Source organism: Nostoc sp. ChiQUE01b (genome assembly GCF_034531255.1).
In the GTDB taxonomy this organism is placed as follows: Bacteria; Cyanobacteriota; Cyanobacteriia; order Cyanobacteriales; family Nostocaceae; genus Nostoc.
This window is the reverse complement of the sequence record NZ_JAVRBM010000037.1, coordinates 16,994-38,875: the sequence shown is the minus strand read 5'-3', so window position 1 is coordinate 38,875 and position 21,882 is coordinate 16,994. Positions and strand designations below refer to the sequence as shown.

At 42.0% G+C, this 21,882-nt stretch carries 21 protein-coding genes, 2 pseudogenes and 1 riboswitch; of the genes and pseudogenes, 13 read left to right on the top strand and 10 right to left on the bottom strand.

Translation table 11 applies throughout. From position 1 onward, the window contains the following. Window positions 1-121 precede the first annotated feature (121 nt). The 5 genes from RMY63_RS22835 to RMY63_RS22815 all read left to right on the top strand — a co-directional run bounded on the left by RMY63_RS22835 (window position 122) and on the right by RMY63_RS22815 (window position 7,000). Window positions 122-1,039, top strand: coding sequence for a hypothetical protein (locus RMY63_RS22835; RefSeq protein ID WP_322730901.1), 918 nt, complete (start codon window positions 122-124; stop codon window positions 1,037-1,039). Beyond that, window positions 1,008-1,150, bottom strand: a riboswitch (cobalamin riboswitch). (Overlaps the previous gene by 32 nt.) 224 nt (window positions 1,151-1,374) lie before the next feature. Then, a complete protein-coding gene (locus RMY63_RS22830) occupies window positions 1,375-3,465 on the top strand; it encodes a hydantoinase/oxoprolinase family protein (protein ID WP_322730900.1) in 2,091 nt (696 codons plus the stop codon). Window positions 3,466-3,591: 126 nt separating this feature from the next. Next, window positions 3,592-4,419, top strand: coding sequence for a YwqG family protein (locus RMY63_RS22825; RefSeq protein WP_322730899.1), 828 nt, complete (start codon window positions 3,592-3,594; stop codon window positions 4,417-4,419). Window positions 4,420-4,543: 124 nt separating this feature from the next. Next, on the top strand, window positions 4,544-5,359 hold the full coding sequence (locus RMY63_RS22820) for an RNA methyltransferase (protein ID WP_322730898.1): 816 nt from the start codon (window positions 4,544-4,546) through the stop codon (window positions 5,357-5,359). Window positions 5,360-5,437: 78 nt separating this feature from the next. After that, the gene (locus RMY63_RS22815) at window positions 5,438-7,000 is read left to right on the top strand and encodes a hydantoinase B/oxoprolinase family protein (RefSeq protein ID WP_322730897.1); all 1,563 of its coding nucleotides are present in this window, start codon (window positions 5,438-5,440) and stop codon (window positions 6,998-7,000) included. Between the two features lie 420 nt (window positions 7,001-7,420). Here RMY63_RS22815 and RMY63_RS22810 read toward each other — a convergent pair. The 6 genes and pseudogenes from RMY63_RS22810 to ndhC form a co-directional block, all read right to left on the bottom strand. Then, a pseudogene (locus RMY63_RS22810) lies at window positions 7,421-7,591 on the bottom strand (NADH-quinone oxidoreductase subunit C); the annotation flags it as partial. 214 nt (window positions 7,592-7,805) lie between these two features. After that, complete coding sequence (locus tag RMY63_RS22805; protein WP_322730896.1) at window positions 7,806-9,434, bottom strand: tetratricopeptide repeat protein; 1,629 nt, start codon at window positions 9,432-9,434, stop codon at window positions 7,806-7,808. Next, window positions 9,434-10,720, bottom strand: a complete 1,287-nt coding sequence (locus RMY63_RS22800; RefSeq protein WP_322730895.1) for an ATP-binding protein — start codon at window positions 10,718-10,720, stop codon at window positions 9,434-9,436. Before RMY63_RS22800 ends, RMY63_RS22805 begins: the two co-directional genes overlap by 1 nt. 316 nt (window positions 10,721-11,036) lie before the next feature. Then, window positions 11,037-11,567 (bottom strand): NAD(P)H-quinone oxidoreductase subunit J, encoded by a 531-nt coding sequence (locus RMY63_RS22795; RefSeq protein ID WP_322730894.1) that lies wholly within the window; start codon window positions 11,565-11,567, stop codon window positions 11,037-11,039. Then, complete coding sequence (gene ndhK / locus RMY63_RS22790) at window positions 11,560-12,297, bottom strand: photosynthetic/respiratory NAD(P)H-quinone oxidoreductase subunit K (protein ID WP_322730893.1); 738 nt, start codon at window positions 12,295-12,297, stop codon at window positions 11,560-11,562. The genes RMY63_RS22795 and ndhK overlap by 8 nt, the downstream gene beginning before the upstream one ends. Continuing rightward, window positions 12,288-12,650, bottom strand: a complete 363-nt coding sequence (gene ndhC, locus RMY63_RS22785) for a photosynthetic/respiratory NAD(P)H-quinone oxidoreductase subunit C (RefSeq protein WP_012411797.1) — start codon at window positions 12,648-12,650, stop codon at window positions 12,288-12,290. The genes ndhK and ndhC overlap by 10 nt, the downstream gene beginning before the upstream one ends. A 296-nt stretch (window positions 12,651-12,946) precedes the next feature. Here ndhC and RMY63_RS22780 point away from each other — a divergent pair, with 296 nt between their 5' ends. From RMY63_RS22780 to RMY63_RS22755, 6 genes are all read left to right on the top strand, one after another. Then, window positions 12,947-13,282 (top strand): rubredoxin, encoded by a 336-nt coding sequence (locus tag RMY63_RS22780; protein ID WP_322730892.1) that lies wholly within the window; start codon window positions 12,947-12,949, stop codon window positions 13,280-13,282. 141 nt (window positions 13,283-13,423) lie between these two features. Beyond that, on the top strand, window positions 13,424-14,428 hold the full coding sequence (locus RMY63_RS22775; protein ID WP_322730891.1) for a photosynthesis system II assembly factor Ycf48: 1,005 nt from the start codon (window positions 13,424-13,426) through the stop codon (window positions 14,426-14,428). Window positions 14,429-14,665: 237 nt separating this feature from the next. After that, window positions 14,666-14,914, top strand: a complete 249-nt coding sequence (gene psbE, locus RMY63_RS22770; RefSeq protein WP_322730890.1) for a cytochrome b559 subunit alpha — start codon at window positions 14,666-14,668, stop codon at window positions 14,912-14,914. 9 nt (window positions 14,915-14,923) lie between these two features. Beyond that, on the top strand, window positions 14,924-15,061 hold the full coding sequence (gene psbF, locus RMY63_RS22765; protein ID WP_015115279.1) for a cytochrome b559 subunit beta: 138 nt from the start codon (window positions 14,924-14,926) through the stop codon (window positions 15,059-15,061). Between the two features lie 8 nt (window positions 15,062-15,069). Next, the gene (locus RMY63_RS22760; protein ID WP_015127970.1) at window positions 15,070-15,192 is read left to right on the top strand and encodes a photosystem II reaction center protein L; all 123 of its coding nucleotides are present in this window, start codon (window positions 15,070-15,072) and stop codon (window positions 15,190-15,192) included. A gap of 69 nt (window positions 15,193-15,261) precedes the next feature. Then, entirely contained in the window at window positions 15,262-15,381 is a 120-nt protein-coding gene (locus tag RMY63_RS22755; protein WP_109010099.1) for a photosystem II reaction center protein J, read from the top strand. Between the two features lie 384 nt (window positions 15,382-15,765). On the opposite strand, the gene psaI is transcribed toward RMY63_RS22755, so the two are convergent. From psaI to RMY63_RS41885, 3 genes and pseudogenes are all read right to left on the bottom strand, one after another. Then, complete coding sequence (psaI, locus tag RMY63_RS22750; protein ID WP_322730889.1) at window positions 15,766-15,915, bottom strand: photosystem I reaction center subunit VIII; 150 nt, start codon at window positions 15,913-15,915, stop codon at window positions 15,766-15,768. Window positions 15,916-16,188: 273 nt separating this feature from the next. Continuing rightward, a complete protein-coding gene (locus RMY63_RS22745) occupies window positions 16,189-18,675 on the bottom strand; it encodes a hypothetical protein (RefSeq protein WP_416212542.1) in 2,487 nt (828 codons plus the stop codon). A gap of 489 nt (window positions 18,676-19,164) precedes the next feature. Next, window positions 19,165-19,503, bottom strand: a pseudogene (locus RMY63_RS41885) (hypothetical protein); the annotation flags it as partial. 602 nt (window positions 19,504-20,105) lie between these two features. On the opposite strand from RMY63_RS41885, the gene RMY63_RS22740 reads away from it, so the two are divergent. Then, on the top strand, window positions 20,106-20,303 hold the full coding sequence (locus RMY63_RS22740) for a hypothetical protein (RefSeq protein ID WP_094348028.1): 198 nt from the start codon (window positions 20,106-20,108) through the stop codon (window positions 20,301-20,303). Window positions 20,304-20,384: 81 nt separating this feature from the next. Then, a complete protein-coding gene (locus RMY63_RS22735) occupies window positions 20,385-20,864 on the top strand; it encodes a Tic20 family protein (protein WP_322730887.1) in 480 nt (159 codons plus the stop codon). Window positions 20,865-20,867: 3 nt separating this feature from the next. Here RMY63_RS22735 and RMY63_RS22730 read toward each other — a convergent pair whose 3' ends face one another. After that, window positions 20,868-21,641: a fumarylacetoacetate hydrolase family protein gene (locus RMY63_RS22730; protein WP_322730886.1), complete on the bottom strand. Its 774-nt coding sequence runs from the start codon at window positions 21,639-21,641 to the stop codon at window positions 20,868-20,870. Window positions 21,642-21,882 lie beyond the last annotated feature (241 nt).

Below are 21,882 nucleotides of genomic sequence, written 5' to 3'. Positions count from 1 at the left end.
GCTGCGAAGCACAATATTTTCGATCAGAATGCTGTGAGGCGAGAGCCAAGGTCAGTGCGCTATTCTCAAGAGAGAACTTGGTAGCCTCTTAAAGCTCTTCAAATCTGATTCAGCAGTAACAATGATTGTTAATCGTCCACTCAGCTTAGAAAAAATTCCGTATTATAAGCGCCTGCCACACTTACCTTTTGCTCCCAACTTTTCTGTTTTACCAGAAGTCCTTAACATCGACATTCTTACATTAGATGGTCTTGAACCAATAACATTAGATATTGCTAGACTGTATCCTTCTGGAATTACACTACAACCATCTCAAGAAGCCATTGATTACTATTTAAGGCAAGAAATCAAGTTTCAAATGGTATTTGTAGTAGCCAATTTCTATGATTTGAGATGTTCCGACAATGTAATTCAGGGAAGACCCTACAGTATCTCCCTTATCCCAGCATCAAAAAGAGGTAAGCCACAGGAAATGAGTGCTACATTTTTCAAGAACTTTTCTATAGAAAAAGTCTTGGAACAAGAACCTGTATATCTAAATTTCAACCCATTTAAAGGAGAATGGGATTTATTTGGAAGCTTTGGAACTTTTTTCAATTCACAAAGTAATCTGGATATCTATACTGACTCGATTGGATTCATTATTGGCGTGTATTTCTTGGCAAGCAAGTATAACAAACGGGATATACTCCTCACAGACATAGTTTCTGCTGACAACCGTACTCGAAGAAAATACCGTGATTATAGAATCAAGCGTTATTACACTTCCTTCTCAAAGTTAGAGATTCGTAAGCTGTGGGGAGCAGATTCTCCTATAGAATTATTTCTAATTCACGCTTTAGCAAACAAAGGGCTTTTTCCAAAAATTCAAACGTCCATTTTTAAAGATGGATCTGTTTATGCAAATTTCTACGACATGGTTTCAGCTTTCAATGTGAAGGAGGAACATCATCTTATCACAGCCGTTGACCTATATTTTGAGCAAGAGAAGTTAGCAGTTTTTTGTGATTCTAAGCAGTATCACAGTCGGGCATTCTGACTTTGAGGCATAAGCCTCATTACAGCTGCGGGACAGCGCCGGATTTACACCGAACTTTCCCCCTTGCGTCTGATGGCTGATCCCCACCAGAACCGATTTGATATTAGTTTTATAATAGCATGATTATGAATTTAAGAATACTTAAACTTACTGGTTGCAATAGCTACAATTTCTCAGACGCGATGCCTGGGTTGGATGTAGCGATGTCTACGACGGGCTATTCGGCGTCGCTAACCCGCCTCACTAGCTGAAAAATCAAAACTTAAAATTGAGGAAGTATAAATACTCTAAATTCTATTGTTATGCTACCTCTATACTATCGAGTAAACAGAGTAATGTTGAAGGTTTTTGCTGACCGTGGTGGTACATTCACAGATATTGTTGCTGTTACTAATAATCAAGCAATTATCGATGGAGTTTCAAAACATCCTGAACGTTTTTTAATTGTGACTCTGCCTAATCAGCAATGGATTATAGTCTACAAACTACTTTCAGAAAATCTCGAACAATATCAAGATGCAGCCATCCAAGGGATTCGAGATATCATGGGTATTGCTAGCAACGAACCCATTCCAACTGAAGCGATAGAAGTGGTAAAAATGGGGACAACAGTAGCAACAAATGCGTTGTTAGAAAGAAAAGGAGACAGGGTTGTTCTTCTGATAACCAAAGGGTTTAAAGATGCGCTGCGAATTGGCTACCAAAATCGTCCTAACATCTTTGCGCGCCAGATAATTTTACCAACGATGCTTTATGAACAGGTGATTGAGATAGATGAACGCTATGATGCTAAAGGAAATGAATTAATATCTATAAATATTGAAAAAGTCAAAAGTGATTTACAAGCAGTTTACCATATAGGAATTCGGAGTTGTGCTATTGTTTTTATGCACAGCGATCGCTATCCTGAACACGAACAACAAATAGCTAAACTTGCCCAAGAGATTGGCTTTACTCAAATATCTGTATCCCATCAAGTTAGTCCCTTAATGAAATTGGTTAGTCGGGGAGATACAACAGTAGTCGATGCTTATTTAACTCCTATTTTACGTCGTTACGTTAACCAAGTAGCGAGTCAGTTACCCAGCGTCAAATTAATGTTCATGAAATCTGATGGCGGTTTAGTCGCAGCGGAACAATTTCAAGGAAAAGATAGTATTTTAAGTGGGCCGGCTGGTGGTATTGTTGGCGCACTTCAAACTAGTAAAAGAGCAGGTTTCAAGTTAGTTATTACTTTTGATATGGGAGGAACAAGTACAGATGTTGCTCACTTTAAAGGAGAATATGAACGACAACTAGATTCAGAAATTGCTGGGGCACGGATGCGAGTTCCTGTATTAGCAATTAATACCATTGCTGCTGGAGGCGGTTCAGTTCTCTTTTTTGATGGTTCTAGTTATCGTGTTGGCCCTAAATCTGCCGGGTCAAATCCTGGGCCTGCTTGTTATCGACGTGGCGGGCCATTAGCAGTTACTGATGCCAATGTGATGTTAGGTAAGATTCACCCACAATATTTTCCCTCAGTTTTTGGCATTGATGGTAATTTACCTTTAAATAAAGATATTGTTATTCAACAATTTACCCAATTAACTCAAGACATTCAAGCCGCTACGTTAAATCATTGTACTCCTGAACAAGTAGCCGCTGGATTTATGGCGATCGCAGTGGAAAATATGGCGAACGCAATTAAAAAAATTAGTTTGCAACGCGGTTATGATGTTACCCAATATGTGCTTTGTTGTTTTGGCGGTGCAGGTGGGCAAGTTGCTTGTTTAATTGCCGATACCTTGGGAATGAAAAAAATATTTCTACATCCTTATGCGGGAGTTCTGTCTGCTTACGGAATGGGATTAGCTGATGTGGGGGCAATTAGAGAAGCAGGAGTTGAACAACCTTTAACTCAAGCATTAGTTCCTAACTTACAGGAGTTAATGGAACATTTAGAAACTCAAGCTAGTAGTGAAATGGATGGAACACTGAGTCAAGTAGAAGTAATCCGAAAAGCTAACTTAAAATATGAGGGTACTAACACTACTTTGACAGTTAATTTTACTGATAATGTGGTAAAGATGCGACAAGAATTTGAGATTGAACATAAATCTCGCTATGGTTTTATTCAATTAGAGAAAAGCTTAATTGTCGAATCTGCTTCAGTGGAAGTAATTCAGAAAATGGATACTCCCGAAGAACCTTTAATTATTCGTACTCGTTCTCTAGATGAAGCCCCCGTATCTGTTGAGACAGTAAAGATATTTACTGCTGATAGATGGCATGATGCTCCTGTTTATCGACGGGAAGATTTACAACCAGAAGATAATATTAATGGGCCTGCGATTATTATCGAAAAAATTAGCACAATTGTAGTTGAGCCTAACTGGGAAGCAAGATTAACTGAACATAATCATTTAATTTTATCTAGAAGGTAAAGAATCAGGGCGGCAAGTCAATCTTAAATAGCAATGATGGTATACTGCGATAAATTATCATTTCAAAATTTTTGTATACATCTTCATAGCAAAAGTTGGTCAAATATTGATATTGATGAGTAGTATATGAATTATAAACCGTACATTCCCATTCCTCCAGAACTAGAACCTTATCGGGACAGAATTGAAGCGACGATACGGCCTTTTATTGAAATCACAATTGAAAATAATGACCAGGTAGATTGGTGGCAAAGTAAATTTGGTGGTTTGCCTTATTTACCAAAAGGTTTTGATTATCCAAAAAGTTCCGAAGGTGACTATTTATTTTTTATTGCACAGATTAATTTTGCCGAAGTACCTCTATTGGAAGGTTTCCCAAATCAGGGTATTGTGCAGTTTTATATCAGTTATGAATTTCCGTATGGTTTGAACTATAAAAATCAAACAGACCAATCTGGATTTAGAGTTTTATATTTTGAAAAACCAGACTTAAATATAAAAAATATTATCAGAAATTTTGATTTTTTGCCTAAAACAGAAACAAATATTATTGATGGCTGTTGTAGTTTAAATTTTACTCAAAAATATGCACCAATAAGTTACAGTGGCATCAATGAAATTGTTGCGAATGATTATTTTGACCTCTTAGATACTAATGAAGGAATATTTGACGAGTATATAAAGCTATCATATTCTTGCCGTAGTAAAATAGGTGGTTATCCAGATTTTGTGAGAACAGAATTAATTTATACTGTTCATCTAGAAGAAAAAACGACGGAATTTCTTCGAAATGCAATTGAACAAGACCCAGAAATTCTTTTGTTTCAAATGGCTAGCGAATCTAATGATGTGTTAAGTATTAACTGGATATACAGTGTATGTAATTTTCGCATTTTAAAAGACGATCTTAAAAAATTAGACTTTAGCGATATTATCTATGACTGGGAATATTAAAAATATAAAGAGTCCATGCTAATATAGATCGCAGTGAAGTTGATGTCTGCGGTATAGTTTCCGCAATATCTCATGTTAATTCAAGTTTTTTATGTAGAGAGCCAAGTAGCTCTGCTCAAGGAGGATGGCTGGTGTTAATAGTTCCAGCCATGAACGGTTAGATGTTGAGGCTACGCTAACCGAAGTTAAAAGGCTCCAATTTGACCGCACATATCGTAACGCCTCTGGATTGTTCTACATCGAGGGTGTGCGTAATTTTGTAAAAGTAATTGACAACGGTTTTGATATATTGGCGATCGCGTTTAGTGAGAAACTGCTCACAGCACCTTTAGCACGGAAACTAGTTCGGCAATCTCGGCGTTCTGGTGTTCCTTGCATCAGCCTTACACCCGAACAGTTTCGACGTGTTTCCCAAAGTGAACGTGCTTCTGGAGTTGGTGCAATTGTTCGTCAGCGTTGGTTCAAGCTGCGTGATATCTCGCCACAACCTGATTTGTGCTGGGTGGTTCTTGAAACTGTTCGCTCACCAGGAAACCTCGGAACCTTGATTCGCACATCAGAAGCTGTTGGCGGTGCTGGGTTTATTTTTATCAAAGATAGCGTAGATCCTTTTGCTCCCGATGTTATTCGGGCATCTATGGGTTCGCTCTTTAACCAGAAGTTTGTACGCACAAGCTTTTCTGCGCTCCGTCATTGGGTAGAGAACCACCATTGTCCTGTTATTGGTGCTTCACCAGATGGGATATCTGAATTTCATCAGTTTAATTATCCCAATTCTACTCTTCTTTTGCTGGGCGAGGAGCGCCAAGGTCTAACTCCAGAACAGCGAGACTTATGCCAACATCTTGTTCGGATTCCAATGGTAGGTACGGTTGACTCCCTCAATCTTGCTGTAGCAGGTAGCCTCTTAATGTATGAGGTTTATAGGTCGAGAACATAATGTATGAAGTGACACCCAACATCAATCAAGTTTTGTGTTGGGTTGCACTTTGCTTAACTCAACTTATAGGAATTAAAAATGTACACAACATCTCAACCTGATCCCGTCCGCTTAGAAATATTCAAAAATCTCTATCAATTTATTGCAGAACAAATGGGGATTATTCTCCAAAACACGGCCACATCAGTGAATATCAAAGAAAGGCTAGATTTCTCCTGCGCTATCTTTGACTCTTCTGGATTATTAGTAGCAAATGCCCCCCATATTCCCGTACATTTAGGCTCAATGAGCGAAAGTGTCCGCAGTTTAATTAATGATAAAGGCGATACCCTACAACCGGGAAATGTCTATCTATCCAATAATCCCTATAACGGCGGTACACATCTTCCTGACGTAACTGCAATTACCCCTGTTTTTCTAGAAAGTAGAGAAAATTCTGCATCTACTCCCCTATTCTACGTCGCTTCTCGCGGACACCAAGCTGATATCGGTGGAATTACTCCCGGTTCCATGCCTCCCCAGAGTACCACAGTTGAAGAAGAAGGAATTATTTTTGATAATTTTCTCTTAGTTGAAGAGGGGAATTTTCGAGAATCAGCAATCAGACAGCACCTCTCAAATCATACTTATCCTGCTCGGAACGCCGACCAAAATCTAGCTGATTTAAAAGCACAAATTGCCGCCAATGAACGAGGAGTTCAAGAACTGCGGAAAATGGTTTCACAATACGGACTTGATACTGTTCAAGCTTATATGAAATTTGTGCAAGCTAATGCTGAGGAGTCTGTTAGATGTGCGATCGCAGTTCTCAAGGATGGCTCATTTACTTATAAAATGGACAATGACGCACAAATTCAAGTTAAAGTAACGATTCACCCAGAAAACCGCAGTGCTACCATCGATTTTACTGGTACTTCTCGGCAACTAAATAGTAATTTCAATGCTCCTAAAGCTGTAACTCAAGCAGTAGTCTTATATGTCTTCCGTACTTTAGTTGATGATAATATTCCTCTCAATGCTGGGTGTCTTAATCCTTTAGAAATTATTATTCCGGTTGGCTGTATGCTCAATCCAACCTATCCAGCCGCAGTAGTTGCGGGTAATGTAGAGACTTCTCAAACTATTGTTGATACTTTATATGGTGCTTTGGGTGTTATGGCTGCTTCTCAAGGAACGATGAATAATTTTACTTTTGGTAATGAGCAATATCAATATTATGAAACTATCTGCGGTGGCTCTGGCGCCGGAATTGATTTTGATGGCACTGATGGTGTTCATTCTCACATGACTAACTCCCGCTTGACCGATCCAGAAATTTTAGAAACCCGTTATCCTGTACTTTTAGAAAGCTTTAGTCTTCGTCCCGATAGCGGTGGCAAAGGAAAATATTCGGGTGGTAATGGAGTTGTCCGCCGGATTCGATTTCTTGAACCGATGACAGCTAATATTCTTTCTGGTCATCGGGTTATTCCTCCCTTTGGATTAAATGGTGGGGAGGCAGGAAAAGTTGGACGCAACTGGATACAACGTCAGAATGGAATTGAAGAAAATTTAGATAGCACAGCAACAGTAGAGATGAAAACTGGAGATGTTTTTGTGATAGAAACTCCTGGTGGTGGTGGATTTGGTAAATTCTTTTAATTAAAAAGTTTGCCTAGTTTTATAGCAGTTCTTGCTTGGGTGCAGTACAGTTTTGACCTCTCTCCAAACCTCTCTCCTAAAAGGAAAGAGGCTTTGAATCTTACTCCCCTTCCCTTGAAGGGAAGGGGCTGGGGGTTAGGTCTGTATTCCATGCAATTGAGAACCGCTATATTAGGGTGGGTTAGGCCAAAGGCTAAGACACTGCTTTGCTAAATGTTATCCTGAATCCTGTTTTGAATAGAAAGATATGTCTGTTTACAAACTTTTTTACCTCTAATTACCATCAGTATTGTCGAGTACAACGTACTTGCTATTTTCTTCCTGTAACTGGGCATCTTGCTCATTATAAAAGAACGACAGAAGAACAAAACGCCGTCCACTTGTAACAGGAGTAGTTTGATGCAGTAGAGAGCAAGAAAAAATCACTAGCCGCTTGAGATTTGGGTGTCCTTCGTAGATAATGCCGAACATATCGTAAGACTCGCGCTCTTGACAATCTGCGGCCTTCCAAATCCAGTATACAGAGGGCACTACAGGATTTTCCTGTGGTAAGAACACCTTCACTCGCACTTCTTCGGGGCGATCGCTACCAAAGTTTAAGCTGAGAGTATCAAGTTTGAGGTTCCAAGGTCAAGCGATCGCCCTCATAACCCCACCATTCCACTTCAAAACACGAAACTTCTAGCTTGAAACAGGGATGTTCTCACTTAAAACAAGAACATTCTTACTTGAAACAAAAACGTTCTTGCTTGAAACAAGAATATTCTTGCTTGGAACTCCAAAAGCCGAGATTAGGCGATCGCTGTTACTGTTCTGAGGAGAGGCGATCGCGCAAATCTGCTAAATTTTTACGCACAGTTACAGTTTTTGGGTGATTTAACCCTAACCGCCTCTCTACAATATCTAAAGCTTGGATATACAGAGGTTCGGCTTCACTATATCTGTCTTGAGAACGGTAAAGTCCCGCGAGGTTGTTGAGGCTAGTGGCAACATCTGGGTGTTCTTCGCCCACCAGCTTGCGCCTAAGTGCTAAAGCTTGTTGATAAAGGGGTTCGGCTTCACTGTATCTGCCTTGGAAAGAGTAGAGTCCTGCTAGGTTGTTGAGGCTAGTGGCGACATCTGGGTGTTCTTCGCTCAGCAGCTTGCGCTTAAGTGCTAAAGCTTGTTGATAAAGAGGTTCGGCTTCACTGTATCTGCCTTGGGAATCGTAGAGATACGCTAAATTGTTGAGGCTAGTGGCGACATCTGGGTGTTCTTCACCCAGCAGCTTGCGCCTAAGTGCTAAAGCTTGTTGATAAAGAGGTTCGGCTTCACTGTATCTGCCTTGGGAATCGTAGAGATACGCTAAATTGTTGAGGCTAGTGGCGACATCTGGGTGTTCTTCACCCAGCAGCTTGCGCCTAAGTGCTAAAGCTTGTTGATAAAGGGGTTCGGCTTCGCTGTATCTGCCTTGGGAATCGTAGAGTCCCGCGAGGTTGTTGAGGCTAGTGGCAACATCTGGGTGTGATTCGCCCAGCAGCTTACGGTCGAGTGCTAAAGCTTGTTGATAAAGGGGTTCGGCTTCACTGTATCTGCCTTGGGAATCGTAGAGATACGCTAAATTGTTGAGGCTAGTGGCTAAGTCTTTCTCTAAACCTAACTCTTTTTGCAGTTTAATAGCCTTGCTAAAATACTCAATTCCTAATTCTTGTTCTTTTTTGTAATCTTGAAACTCGCCCCGCTCAAGTCTTTTACTATAAATATCTCCTAAGCTAAAGTACAAAGTTGCTAAAGTTGCATCTTTTACACCTCGCTGTTCTGCATTTTGAATAAATTTTTGCAAATCTTCTATGGGCAATAAATAAGGGTTATCATCATCAAAGCCTGAAATTTCGTTGCCACTGAAAGCAAAACGAATCGGTTCTATATCTTTACCAGAAATAGTGTTTTTCTTTCTAGATACAAACCGAAATACACCATTGCGCCAACTCCAAAAATCAGGTGCTTTCTTAATCAAGTTAACTAAAATCTGATTAGTCACCCACAACACAATCGCAAACGGAAATTCCCTCAACGCTTCCCTAGTCCACTGCAAGTAACCGAAAAATATCTCTTGTTCCGAACGCTCCTCTCCCAGTTTGAGAAAATAAAGCTGTTCAGCACCAGTCACAGTAATTACTGCTGGGTTATGTTGCTGCAAATATTCCTCGCTTTTTACCAATTGAGAAATAGCAGCCGTCAAACTCGGCTCATTCCTTGCCAATGTCACCCGATAGCAACGAATTTGTGGCTGTAATTCTGATTCATACTGAGCAATAATCTCATCACGAAAACTAGCATCATCACAAACAGCAATTAGCAAATTTAATCGATGTGCTTTCGCTTCAATAGAAATAGTTAAATAATCATAAGCATCTCTGTTTTCATCATCTGTCAGCAAGTCTTCATTCATCATTAATTAATCAATCCCCTGCGTTTCAAAGTTTCTACAAGAATGGGGTGAACATCATACCAAGTTTCATCATTACGATATTCCAAGATACGCAAACCATGTAGTAATTCTAAAAACTCTGACTGCTGTACGTCGTCAGGCTCGAAATTCTCATAAGTAGTTTTCAAAATTTGGAAATCTTCTTTTCCTAAACGCAGGGAAAGATCGTTACGAATTTCCTTAATTGCTTGTTCTATAATTTGGTCATCAATCACGATTCTTTCTCCTGGTTTCCGCCTGATAAGTCGCAAACAGATGAGACAGCATATATTAGCCAGACGAATCAACTCCCGCAGCACTCCACCACTGTAAACAACAATCATCTCTGCGGCTGACTTGTCTATTAATTCACTAGAAATTCGTTTTTGTAATATTTCACATAAAATATTTGTTGCTTCACTCCGAGGCTTGGCATCAGGCAAACGATTATCACCCTTATGAAAAATTTTGATAACAGACATTAGCTCAGTTTGGTTTTTGCTTTCTGACTTAATATTTTCCCAAATAAAACTGTTACACATTACCGCAATAGGGACAGTATAAATAATCCTAATATTAGGTTGAAACAGCGATTTAATATTATTTCCATAAATTTCATTGACTGTTGCCAAGTCTAGTTTATCTAAGTCATCAATAATGACTAGAGTATCTTTTTTAGTAGTGACTTGAATCAATGCAGCAATTTCATTAATGCGGGCAACTAACTCCGATATTTTGCGTTCAAATTCCTGTTTAATTTCCTCTCTCACTTTCGCATCAGCTTTTAATTGAGCTTTCAAGAAACTGAGCAAATTAAAACCCAACTCCAGCCCACCTTTTAACTCTGCCTCTGTAGTCCGAGTGCGAGTTGCAAACCACCCATAGATTTGATCTTTAGTAGTTTTAGGAATTTCTACTCTGCGTGCTTCCGCCTCATACATTAAATTCAGAGCGATCGCAAACAAAATATTGATATGATTAACAGCCGACATTTCAATACTGTCAGCAATGGAAAAGAAAACTACAAAATAGTTATCTTGAATTTGTCTACTTAACTCAGCTAATAAAGATGATTTACCGCAGCCCCGATGTCCAGTAAATACAATCTTTGCGTCACCATTAGGACTGTATTCAATATATTGAATTAACTTTTCTATAGAATCATTACCATAATCTACTCTAAAATTCTCTATTTCTTTCTTTTCCAACAGTGGCAATAATTCGAGGTTAGAATACGCTTGTTTAAAAGACTCTTGTAATTCATTAGACATTGGCTCTGACAAAATAATATTTTTACTGCGTATTTATATTACTGCCTGTCTAGCCCCAACTCAAAAATCTTTACTCCATCTCTATGCGTCTGTGTTTGAAAATAAAATATTATCTTCTTTCATCATAACCCTAAAAAACATTACCCCTCTCCGCCGACGGAAAGGGGTTGGTGGTGAGTTTATCAAAATCCTCACTCTTGTAGAGACGCGATTAATGAGCCAGCGCGTTGCGGGGGTTCCCACGCCACTTCCTTCAAGTCGGCAAAGCCGCCCAACGGAGTGGCTCCCCGTTGTAGCGACTGGCGTCGCGTCTCTACTAATAAGCGTCTTGCAACTCGTAGAAATCAGGCGAGATGTAATCCTTCCGCAAAGGCCAACCTACCCAATCTTCCGGCATCAAAAGCCGCTTCAGATTTGGGTGTCCTTCGTAGATAATGCCGAACATATCGTAAGACTCGCGCTCTTGCCAATCTGCTGCCTTCCAAATCCAGTATACAGAAGGCACTACGGGATTTTCCCGTGGTAAGAACACCTTCACTCGCACTTCTTCGGGGCGATCGCTATTATCACCCACTTTAAGCAAGTGATACATACTCACTAATTCTTGTCCTGGGCCAAGGTCAATACCACCTTGACACTGGAGATAATTAAACCCATAAGCATAAAGGGCTGTAGCGGTAGGAAGCAAGAAATCTGCCGCCACCTTAATTATCTCTACACCATTCTTATCTGGTGCTAAAAACTCATGGTCAAAGCCATTTTCCGTCAACCACAGGGAAACTTTACCCGCTTGTACCAATGACTCTTCTTTCGCTGCTGGTACCGGTTTAGATTCTTCTTCAGCCACGGGTTTGTTCCTCCTTTTGTGCCTTTGCTGTCAGTAGTGCAGGTGGTATTGGCATACCAATCGCTTCCGTCAATTCCTTCGGTGGTACAGAGCGAGTTTCTGACTGCAAATACTTACCAGTTAAGATTTCCTCTACTGGCTTCAGGTTATGAGTCGTGCTGTAGTAGCGGTGAGTTTGTTTAATTTTACCCCGCTCTTGCATCGATTCATTGGAGATTTTCTTCCGCAGCTTAATGATTGCATCGATAATTGCTTCTGGACGGGGAGGACAACCAGGTAAGTACACATCCACAGGAATCAGTTTATCGACTCCGCGCACTGCCGTAGGAGAATCAACGCTGAACATTCCGCCAGTAATTGTGCAAGCTCCCATCGCAATTACATACTTCGGCTCTGGCATTTGTTCATAAAGACGTACCAGTTGCGGAGCCATCTTCATCGTAATAGTCCCTGCCGTAATAATTAAATCGGCTTGGCGGGGACTAGAACGGGGAATTAGCCCAAAACGGTCAAAGTCAAATCGGGAACCAATTAAAGCTGCAAACTCAATAAAGCAGCAAGCAGTACCAAATAACAACGGCCACAAACTAGAAAGCCGCGCCCAGTCGTAAAGATCGTCAACCGTCGTCAAAATGACGTTTTCTGAAAGGTCTTGAGTGATTGTAGTCCGTTCAATGGGGTTGATGATTCGCTCTTTGCCCTGGGTTGTTAAGTTAGAATTCAAGACCATTCCAAAGCTCCTTTACGCCATGCGTAAACTAAAGCGACTACAAGAATTGCAATAAAGACTAGCGCTTCAATAAAAGCCAATAGCCCCAAACGGTGGAAAGCTACCGCCCAAGGATACAAGAATACAGTCTCCACATCAAAGACGACGAAGACTAGAGCAAACATGTAGTAGCGGATGTTGAACTGAATCCAGGCTCCCCCGATGGGTTCCATGCCAGATTCATAAGTAGTGCGACGTTCTGGGGCGTAACCACTGGGTCGTAGGAGCTTGGAAGCTGAGAGCGCTAAGGCAGGTACTAGGCTACAGATGATGAAGAAGCCTAGAAGGTACTCGTAACCGCTGAGGACAAACACAATGAGTATCTACCGTTTATGGTGTAATCGAAGTGGGGAGTGGGGAGTAGGGAGATGAGGAAGATGAGGGGGACAAGGAAAATAACCATGCCCAATACCCCAATGCCCAATGCCCGATGCCCAATCCCTTAACTGCGTAACTTTCTTTTACATTATATCTGTTTGGTTTTTCTGAAATCTGGGAAACAGACGCACTTCAAGTATTTGATTCGCTTTTGCTAGTGATAGAAAAGTCTAACAATTATGTCATAATTTTTAACGTATATTTAAGATTTCTTCTCTGCGAGGCCTTAGCCATGAGCGAACCAGCTGTTGAGACTCCGGTGTTAGACCGCTACGAGTGTCGCGCCTGCGGTTATGTTTACGAACCTGAGAAGGGAGATGACAAGCATGATATTCCTTCCGGGACACTCTTTGCAGAACTGCCCATGAATTGGCGCTGTCCAGTTTGTTCTGCTAAAAAGACCGCTTTTGCCAACATTGGCCCTGCCGGTACTGCATCCGGCTTCAAAGAAAATCTCGGTTATGGTTTGGGTGTCAACAACCTAACGCCAACCCAAAAGAATATCTTAATTTTTGGTGCTTTGGCTCTTGGTTTCTTGTTTTTTATTAGTCTCTACGGCTTACAATGACAGCCCTTAAGCAATTCTAAATAACGCTCTCTACGAGAGGCTTTACGCTACGCTAACAAAATTCAAAATGAAAAACGCAGGATTTTCCAGCATCCTAGCTGCCAACTCCGACAAAAATTTAGAAATAACTAAGAAATACTGATGCATTCAATTGTGAAAGGTTGGCAACGAATATTTGCCTTGTTAATAGTAGTCGTGATGTGCATAGGTTGTAGCCAAGTCCCCTCTGTTAGCTACAACCCTTGGAAAGTCATTTCTGTGCCAACAGACTCGAATTTATTGGATATTGCTTTTACTAATAACCTTGAGCATGGCTACTTAGTAGGTAGCAATGCCACCCTATTGGAAACCAATGACGGTGGTAATACCTGGAAACCAATAATACTGCAACTGGAAGAGCAAAAGTATCGCTTTGACTCAGTAAGTTTTGCAGGTAAAGAAGGCTGGATTGCCGGAGAGCCTGGACTTTTACTACACACTAGCGATGAAGGTGCTTCTTGGTCGCGTATTCCCCTGAGCGAAAAGCTACCAGGTAGTCCGATCGCAGTTAAAGCGCTAGCAGACAATACAGCTGAAATGGCTACTAATGTTGGAGCCATATATAAGACCACAGACGGTGGTAAAAACTGGAAAGCCCAAGTGGAATCAGCAGTGGGTGTGGTGCGTAACTTGGAACGTTCTGCTGATGGTAAATATGTTGCAGTTTCGGCTAAGGGTAGTTTCTACTCAACTTGGGAACCAGGGCAAGATGCTTGGGTACCCCATAACCGCAATAGTTCTCGGCGGGTAGAAAACATGGGCTTTGCTGACAATGGGCAATTGTGGTTGCTAGCTAGAGGAGGTCAACTTCAGTTTAGTGACGAAAGTAAACCTGACGAGTGGCAAAAGGCACAATATCCAGAGTTATCCACCAGTTGGGGTTTACTAGATTTAGCATATCGCACACCTAATGAAATTTGGGTAGGTGGCGGTAGCGGTAATTTGCTACGCAGTGCCGACGGTGGCAAAACCTGGGAAAAAGACCGTGAGGTAGAAGAAGTTGCGGCTAATTTGTACAAGATTGTGTTCTTAGAGCCAGAGCGGGGATTTATAATTGGCGATCGCGGCGTTTTGCTCAAATATTTACCAAACCCTGAAACAACTTAGGGAGTAGGGAGTGGGGAGTAGGGAGTGGGGAGTAGGGAGTAGGGGAGATGAGGGAGATGAGGGAGATGAGGAGATAAACAAAACTCCTAACTCTTAACTCCTAACTCAGCACTCAGCACTCCTAACGCCCAATGCCCCATACCTAATTTCTGAGAAGAACTTTGCAACTTGTAACTCTTTCTTAACTTTGTAGGATAATAAACTCAATAACACTCTATGTATAAGGTAGGGATCTAAATGTCAGGTACCACTGGAGAACGTCCGTTTTCGGACATCATTACCAGCGTTCGTTACTGGGTAATTCATAGCATCACCATTCCCGCATTGTTTATTGCTGGTTGGTTATTTGTCAGCACCGGACTGGCTTATGATGCTTTTGGTACACCCCGCCCCAATGAATATTTCACACCAGTGCGGCAGGAAGTACCAATTGTGAAGAACCGTTTTGAAGCGAAAAAACAAGTTGAACAATTTATTGGAAAGTAGTTTGAGATCATGACTAGCGGCAATAACATCAATCAACCAGTTACCTATCCAATTTTTACCGTTAGATGGCTGGCAGTTCACACTTTAGGTGTACCAACTGTATTCTTTTTGGGCGCGATCGCCGCAATGCAATTTATTCAACGTTAGGAGAAATTATGGTAGAAAGATCGCCCAATCCCAATAATCAGCCGGTTGAACTAAACCGGACTTCTCTATACCTGGGATTACTACTAATTTTCGTTCTGGGTATTCTGTTTTCCAGTTACTTCTTTAACTAATTAGAAGTACTGTTGTTAATCTTGGTTTATAAACGTGTGTTGATTTGTTGTTAAGGGAGGAGAGAAGCTGTGTCTGGAAGTGGGAGAATTCCCCTGTGGGTCGTCGCTACGGTCGCAGGTTTAGGTATAATTACAGTCTTGGGCATTTTCTTTTATGGTGCCTACGCCGGACTCGGTTCTTCGATTTAACATGAGTTAGTTTGAACCGAACACTATAAGTTAGAATTTTCTAGCATTTGTTGAGAAATCAACGTTAAAAAAACCGCCTGTCTCTATGAGATGGGCGGTATTAATTTTGGTCATTTGTCATTTGTCTTTTGTCCTACCCTGCGGGAAGCCCTTCGGGTGACGCTCCTGCGTCGCTAACGCTGCGCTAACAGCAGTCGCTCATGGAGGAAACCCCCAGACGCTCGATGACTCGCTAATGCTGCGCTATCGCCTTTGGCGTCTCCCCTTCTCCCAAAGGGAGAGGCTAACGCCAAGGGAGAAGACCGCGCTGCTTCACTGCTGGCGCGTCTATGTCATTTGTTTTTTGCAAATGACTAATGACTAATGACAATGACTACATCAGTATCAGTTAATATCGCTGATATCGTCGCTTTCAATGTATAAAAACAGAAACGCGAAGACCACACCGGGCAAAATCCAACCAATTATGGGCACGAAGATAGCAGACAAGTACGAAGTACTAGCCAAGACAGAAGGCAAAAAAGATGCTGCCATAGTAAAGGTTCCTATGAAATCACACTACAATTCAAAATGAGCTTACTGCAAATCCTGCCAGATTTTTGAAATTCTTTCATATTTTTAACACAGGGGAGATGGGGAGCAGGGGAAGATGAGCGGGATAAGGGAGATAGGGAGATAGGGGGACAAGGGGACAAGAGGACAAGGGGGTAAACAAAACTCTTAACTCAGCACGGGCTAAACGCCCCGCTTCCGCTAACAGCACTCAGCACTCAGCACTCCTAATGCCCAATGCCCCTCATACCTGAGTTACATACCCAGGAGTTCATCTAGTTGCAAGCTTGGCAAGTCTGGAGGAATTACGGTTCGTACTATTGTGACTTTGTGACTCTCCTGTTGGGTTGTAAGATCGAGTGCGATCGCTTCTAAGCGAATTTCCAAACAGCCAAAAGGAATGTTTAATTGTGTCATCACTTCCAACCCTCCCAATGCATTAGGAAGTAAATTTGTCAATAAATGAGGCCCATCTAGTAAGTAGCGAGTTTGATAATCTTCAAGCCATAACTTGACAACAACTTGTAGAGGTACTTCTGGCAGTACTACGCGCACTATGATAGACTTACCAGCAATTAATTCGCCTTCTAGCACATACAAATGTGGAGTTGGCAAAGGCTCAGTGGCTGCTGCAATTATAGGTAAGGAAGAAGATGAATATACAGCAGGTTGCTCCTTTTCTTCAAAGGTGTAACTTCCAGTTGTATCGCCTTCCAGCTCGTTATCTATATCATCTACAACGATTTCTTGCGCCAACCAAGCTGACGCTATATTTATTTTTATCGGAGGAGGAGGGGGCGGTACTTGTGTTAACAGAGCCGATGAGATTGTTGGTTCTTCTAGTACTTTTTCTATTTCCATATCTTCTTCGATCCCCAGTTCCATTTCCTGCATTGTGTCTATATCTTCTCCAAAGTTCTCCAGTTCAGGAGCCAATCCTTCGACTTCTTCCCATGTCTCTTGTCCTTTGCGCGTTTCACTCAGGAGAAGTTGTGAACTGCTCCAACCTTCGCTCAGATTATTCTCCGTGTTAGCATCTAGGTCTAACAGCAAGTTAACATCAATATTCGCATTTTCTGCACTAGGAGAAAGGGGTATCTGCTGTGCTGGAACATAGTTATTGTAATCTTGAGGTTGCAGCTCGTTGATAGATTCAGGCAAGGAGTATCCTTGGCTCTGCATCCACTTCCTGAGCAGGGGAGATGAATAAAGGTTTCTTGTTGTAATTAATTGTGCATTTTGCGAGGCTTCGACTTCAGCAACAGATTCTTCCTGGAATTGTGTATTTTGCAAAGCTTCGACTTCAGCAACAGATTCTTCCTGGAATTGTGTATCACCTACTACTAATTCAGGTATATTTTCATTGAAAGCGACGGTAAACTCCATCCCCTTGTCGGTGGAGAGGGATAGTCCCTCCGTCGCTTGGGGCGACAGGCTTCGGGCATTGGTAGCGCCTTTCCCATGCCCCATGACGCCACTTGACGGCAGTTGCTCCACTTGGGGAGACCCCATCGCCCTTGGCGTCTCCCCTTGGGAGAAGACCGCACTGCCTCCTCCACTTGGGGAGACCCTATCGCCCTTGGCGTCTCCCCTTGGGAGAAGACCGCAGTGGCTCCCCGATTCCCCATGCTCAAAAACTCCATCTCCTTGTGGGTGGAGTTTTTCATCTTCAGCCACAGTCGCGTCCAACTTTGGCAAGTCTTCAGCCGCTTTAACTGCCAATGCATCTGGAGGAACATTATTTTCTACTTTTTCTTCGGCATCATCTGGCAAAGCTTGTAGCCGTTTCAAGTATGGCAAAGTAGTCTCAAGTATTGGCATTCGACGTTGCCTAATGAGCAACTGCTCCAAGTTGATGGTGGCTATAGTAGCATCCTTTTCTACAAGCTCCTCCGGTGTCTGTGGTTCTGCAACAACATCTGTGGAAATGTTGGCATCACTTTGAATCGGGGGCAGTTTCGGTAATTGAGGCAACGAAATGCTTGAATTCTTGAGCTTAGATGTCCGCAGGTTAGCTTCTCGCAGAACTTGCAGGTTAATTTTAGGTGGTAGAGGTGTGTTTGAGGATGGATTAACTATCTGAGACAGGTCTGTTTTTACAGTCTTGACCAGATTTAATAGTTTCAAATCGAGCTTAACAGGTGTCTCTGTTTCTGTGAAAGCAGCAGATGAGTCCGATGATGTTATGGGGTCATTTTTTAAAGATGTATTGGATTTTGCTGTGGCTGTGATTGCCAGTAATTCTGTTACATCTGCTGTAATGGTGAAGGACTGGCTGGCTAACGGCATGACTTCGCCAGCATCGGCGAATTTACCATACAAATTGATATCTGCCAAAATTAGCTTGGATTCACAATCAGCAGGAATATCAATTGAGGTATTGATTGTAAAGGGCAACTTCTTATCAGATAAGGGTTGCCGTACTTTGATCAATATTTTCGAGTTCTTGGGCGATCGCAGTTCAATTTCTAGTTCAAGCGCCCGTAAGCTTTTTGGAGATAATGTTTCACCCCAATCTATATTTGTCTTTTCTGGGAATTCTATGTACCCGTTGATTATAAGAGCTTGTCCCCAACGAGCAATGTAATTATCCTGACTTAAAGTTAGCAGTAATGGTGGCGGTAGATGTGTTGCCGAAGAATCTGTAACCTTTTCATCTTTGGGCAGCAGTTCAGAGGTGGGTAAAGCTAAATCTATTAAATTTTGTAAAATCTGCTCTGCCGTCTCTCCTTTGAGCCACACAGGACTTACAGGCTGATCGATAACTATATCTTCATCTTCTTCCGTTTCATCTGACGCAACAGTGGTAGCAAGGTTGCTGTCTGTAGTAATTGCCAGTTCTTCGGAAACAGCGATCGCATTATCTAGCTCAATTACAGTTTCTGCTGGGGCATTAGATTCCAAGTTCCCTTCATCTGACGTAACAGTGGTAACAAGGTTGCTATCTGTAGTAATTGCCAGTTCTTCAGAAACTGCGATCGCATTATCTAGCTCAATTACAGTTTCTGCTGGGGCATTAGATTCCAAGTTCCCTTCATCTGACGTAACAGTGGTAACAAGGTTGCTATCTGTAGTAATTGCCAGTTCTTCAGAAACTGCGATCGCATTATCTAGCTCAATTACAGTTTCTGCTGGGGCATTAGATTCCAAGTTGTCAGAAACATTATCTGGGCGATCGGGTGAATTTGATTCTAAATTTTTCCTCGGCTCTCTCTCTGCTAACAGTGAGAAGACTTGCACTTGCACACTGTATTGCCAAGATTTACCGAGCAGATCCGACATCAAATCGCCGGAACACCGCAACTCCCAAACTCCCGCTTGGAAGTAGGTAAAAGGAATTATCGGCATTAACCCTTCTGAGTTAGTGCGACGCGATCGCTTGAAAATTCGCCGCGTTGGTTGAACTTCCTCAGTTGAAGAGTGAGTTACCCGCACTTCCACGTCTGTATTAAGAAGATTAGAACGAGCCAAAACTCTATACTGTCCTTCCAAAATTTCCAAATTTGGCGATTCTAGGATATGCCACGAGCGAGCGCCTTGTTTCTGTATCAGAAATTGCCAGTGTTCCATTGTAAGTGATGCCCAGACCGACGAGCCGCTGAGTAATATTGTGGATTAACTTGCTTGCAAGTTTACCTCAGTATTTTAGAAATGCCTCACTTAAATGGCTATCAAGTTAACTCAGTTTTACTGACTTGACTTCTTACACTTTAACTACTTACCTCAAGGGAATTTCAATAAGTCGCCGTGTTGCTTGTGCATAAAGCTTTTGTTCTTTTCTGAATATTAAGTTTGACACATCCTAGTGCTAAATTAACAGGAATGCAATGGATACCGTTAGTTGTCTTTGCTCAACTTAGTGCAAAAATTTTTGTATTATTTTTTACTAAAATTCCCACTTTCCAATAGACACAACGTACAATAAATAAAAATTCACTTGAGAATTGTTATTGAATCGTAATTGCCCACATTTTTGCTACAAAGAGGTAGGATGTGGTTCTTAAGTGTCCTCTGCGATCGCCCAACTTAGGCGCAAAGCCCATCGCCAATCACAACACTTAACCACCCAAAACGCATCCAATCTATCTGAAGTGGCTCTTTCAACCGCTACAAAACACGTCTTCCCTTGAGTGAAATGGGGGTTGACAATGAGGATTTACAGGAGGGATTCGATGCTAGTCATTTTAATGGACGAGCAAATCCTTGCCCCTGAGCAAGTTTGCCAGTCTTGTTTACTCGCTGACGGGAGCGGTCAACCCCGTTGGCGTGGGGGTCAACTGCGCTGTGGTCAAGCCATTCGCAAACTTACTCAACAGCAGCCAGACCAATATGAATGTATGATGGGCTTTCGCATCGCCCATATAGAATAGTTGAATTTCTCAGCAAGACCTAGCAACTGCGTTATCCTAAGCTCAAGTAACTATAAAAATTTAACGACAGGAGAACGCATAATGTCTTGGCGCGGGTCTACAACAGTTTCAGATCGAATTTTTGCTTCCTTGCCTTATTTGCTTCCTCTAGTTGATGGTTTAGTGTTTGGCAGCTTTTTGTTGAATCAGTTTCCAGCACTACGAGTTCTGCTTTTACCGTTGCAACCAGTGCTAATAATTTACGGTAGTTTAGGACAATTTGGACAAATAATTGTGTTCTTTGCCTTGTTCCTATTAGTGGTAAGAAACGAAAAAATCAGTCACTTCATTCGTTTCAACACAATGCAGGCGATTCTTTTGGACATAGTTATATTTTTGTGTTCCATACTGGTGCGAGTTTTAGGACAGGTTCCTGGTACTGGCTTTGCAATAGAAACAGTAGCTAACACCATCTTTCTAGGCGTTGTAGCAGCAGTTGGATATTCTGCCGTCCAGTCTCTACTGGGACGTTACGCAGAAATTCCAGCGATTTCCGATGCAGTGTATATGCAGGTGCGTTAAAAATTAACGGGTCGCTACGGTGTTTTCCAGGCGACCGATACCTTCAATTTCTACGCGGACGCGATCGCCGGGATGCAAAGCACTTACACCTTCCGGCGTACCTGTAAGCACCAAATCACCAGGTAGTAGCGTCATCACCTGACTGATATAGGAAACTAAAACATCGGGGGAAAACACCATCCGATCGATACAGGTAGATTGAACTGGATTAGTGTCGTCATTGACAAAAGTCTGCAATCTCGCTCCTGGATTTAATTCCCGTACAATCCAAGGGCCCAAGGGACAAAAAGTATCAAAACCTTTGGCTCGCGTCCATTGACCATCCTGTTTTTGTAAATCCCGCGCTGTTACGTCATTGGCGATGGTATAGCCCCAAATTTTGGTTTGGGCTACCTTTGGTGTACATTCAAAGGCGTAATCGCCAATTACTAGAGCTAACTCTCCTTCGTAGTCAACTCTTTGTGACTGGGGAGGATACTTAATTTCCCTCTCAGATGGAATGATCGACGTAGGTGGCTTAAGAAAGATTAATGGCTCAGAAGGTACTAGAGTTCCCATTTCGGCTGCATGATCGGCATAATTCTTACCCACCGCCACAATTTTTGAGGGAGCGCAAGGAGCCAGAATTTGGTAATTTTCTGGTGTGAAAGTTAAATCAGTGGGTTGTCCTTGTAACCAGGGTGGAGCATCTAGCACCTGCACATTCAGGGATAGCTGTAGTAACCCATAGTAAATCTGTCCTTCTGGATTTTGAATCCGCACGTAGCGCTGCGCCATAACCTTGATCAATTCCTTTTTTCTGCGATTAGAAGCTGTGAGCAGGTAGCAATCGTCAGTTAGCTGTTTAGCGAACCGATTTAGCCTTGAGCAAAAAAGCGATCGCTATAAGATGCCCTTAAAGAAAGATACCCCTTAGCGAAGCTGATAGCTCGCTCGATCTTGTTAAAGAAATATCGGGGTTGCCTCCCAACCAAGTTTTCATTATGGACATCCAAAAAATCCAAACTTCGGCGATTTG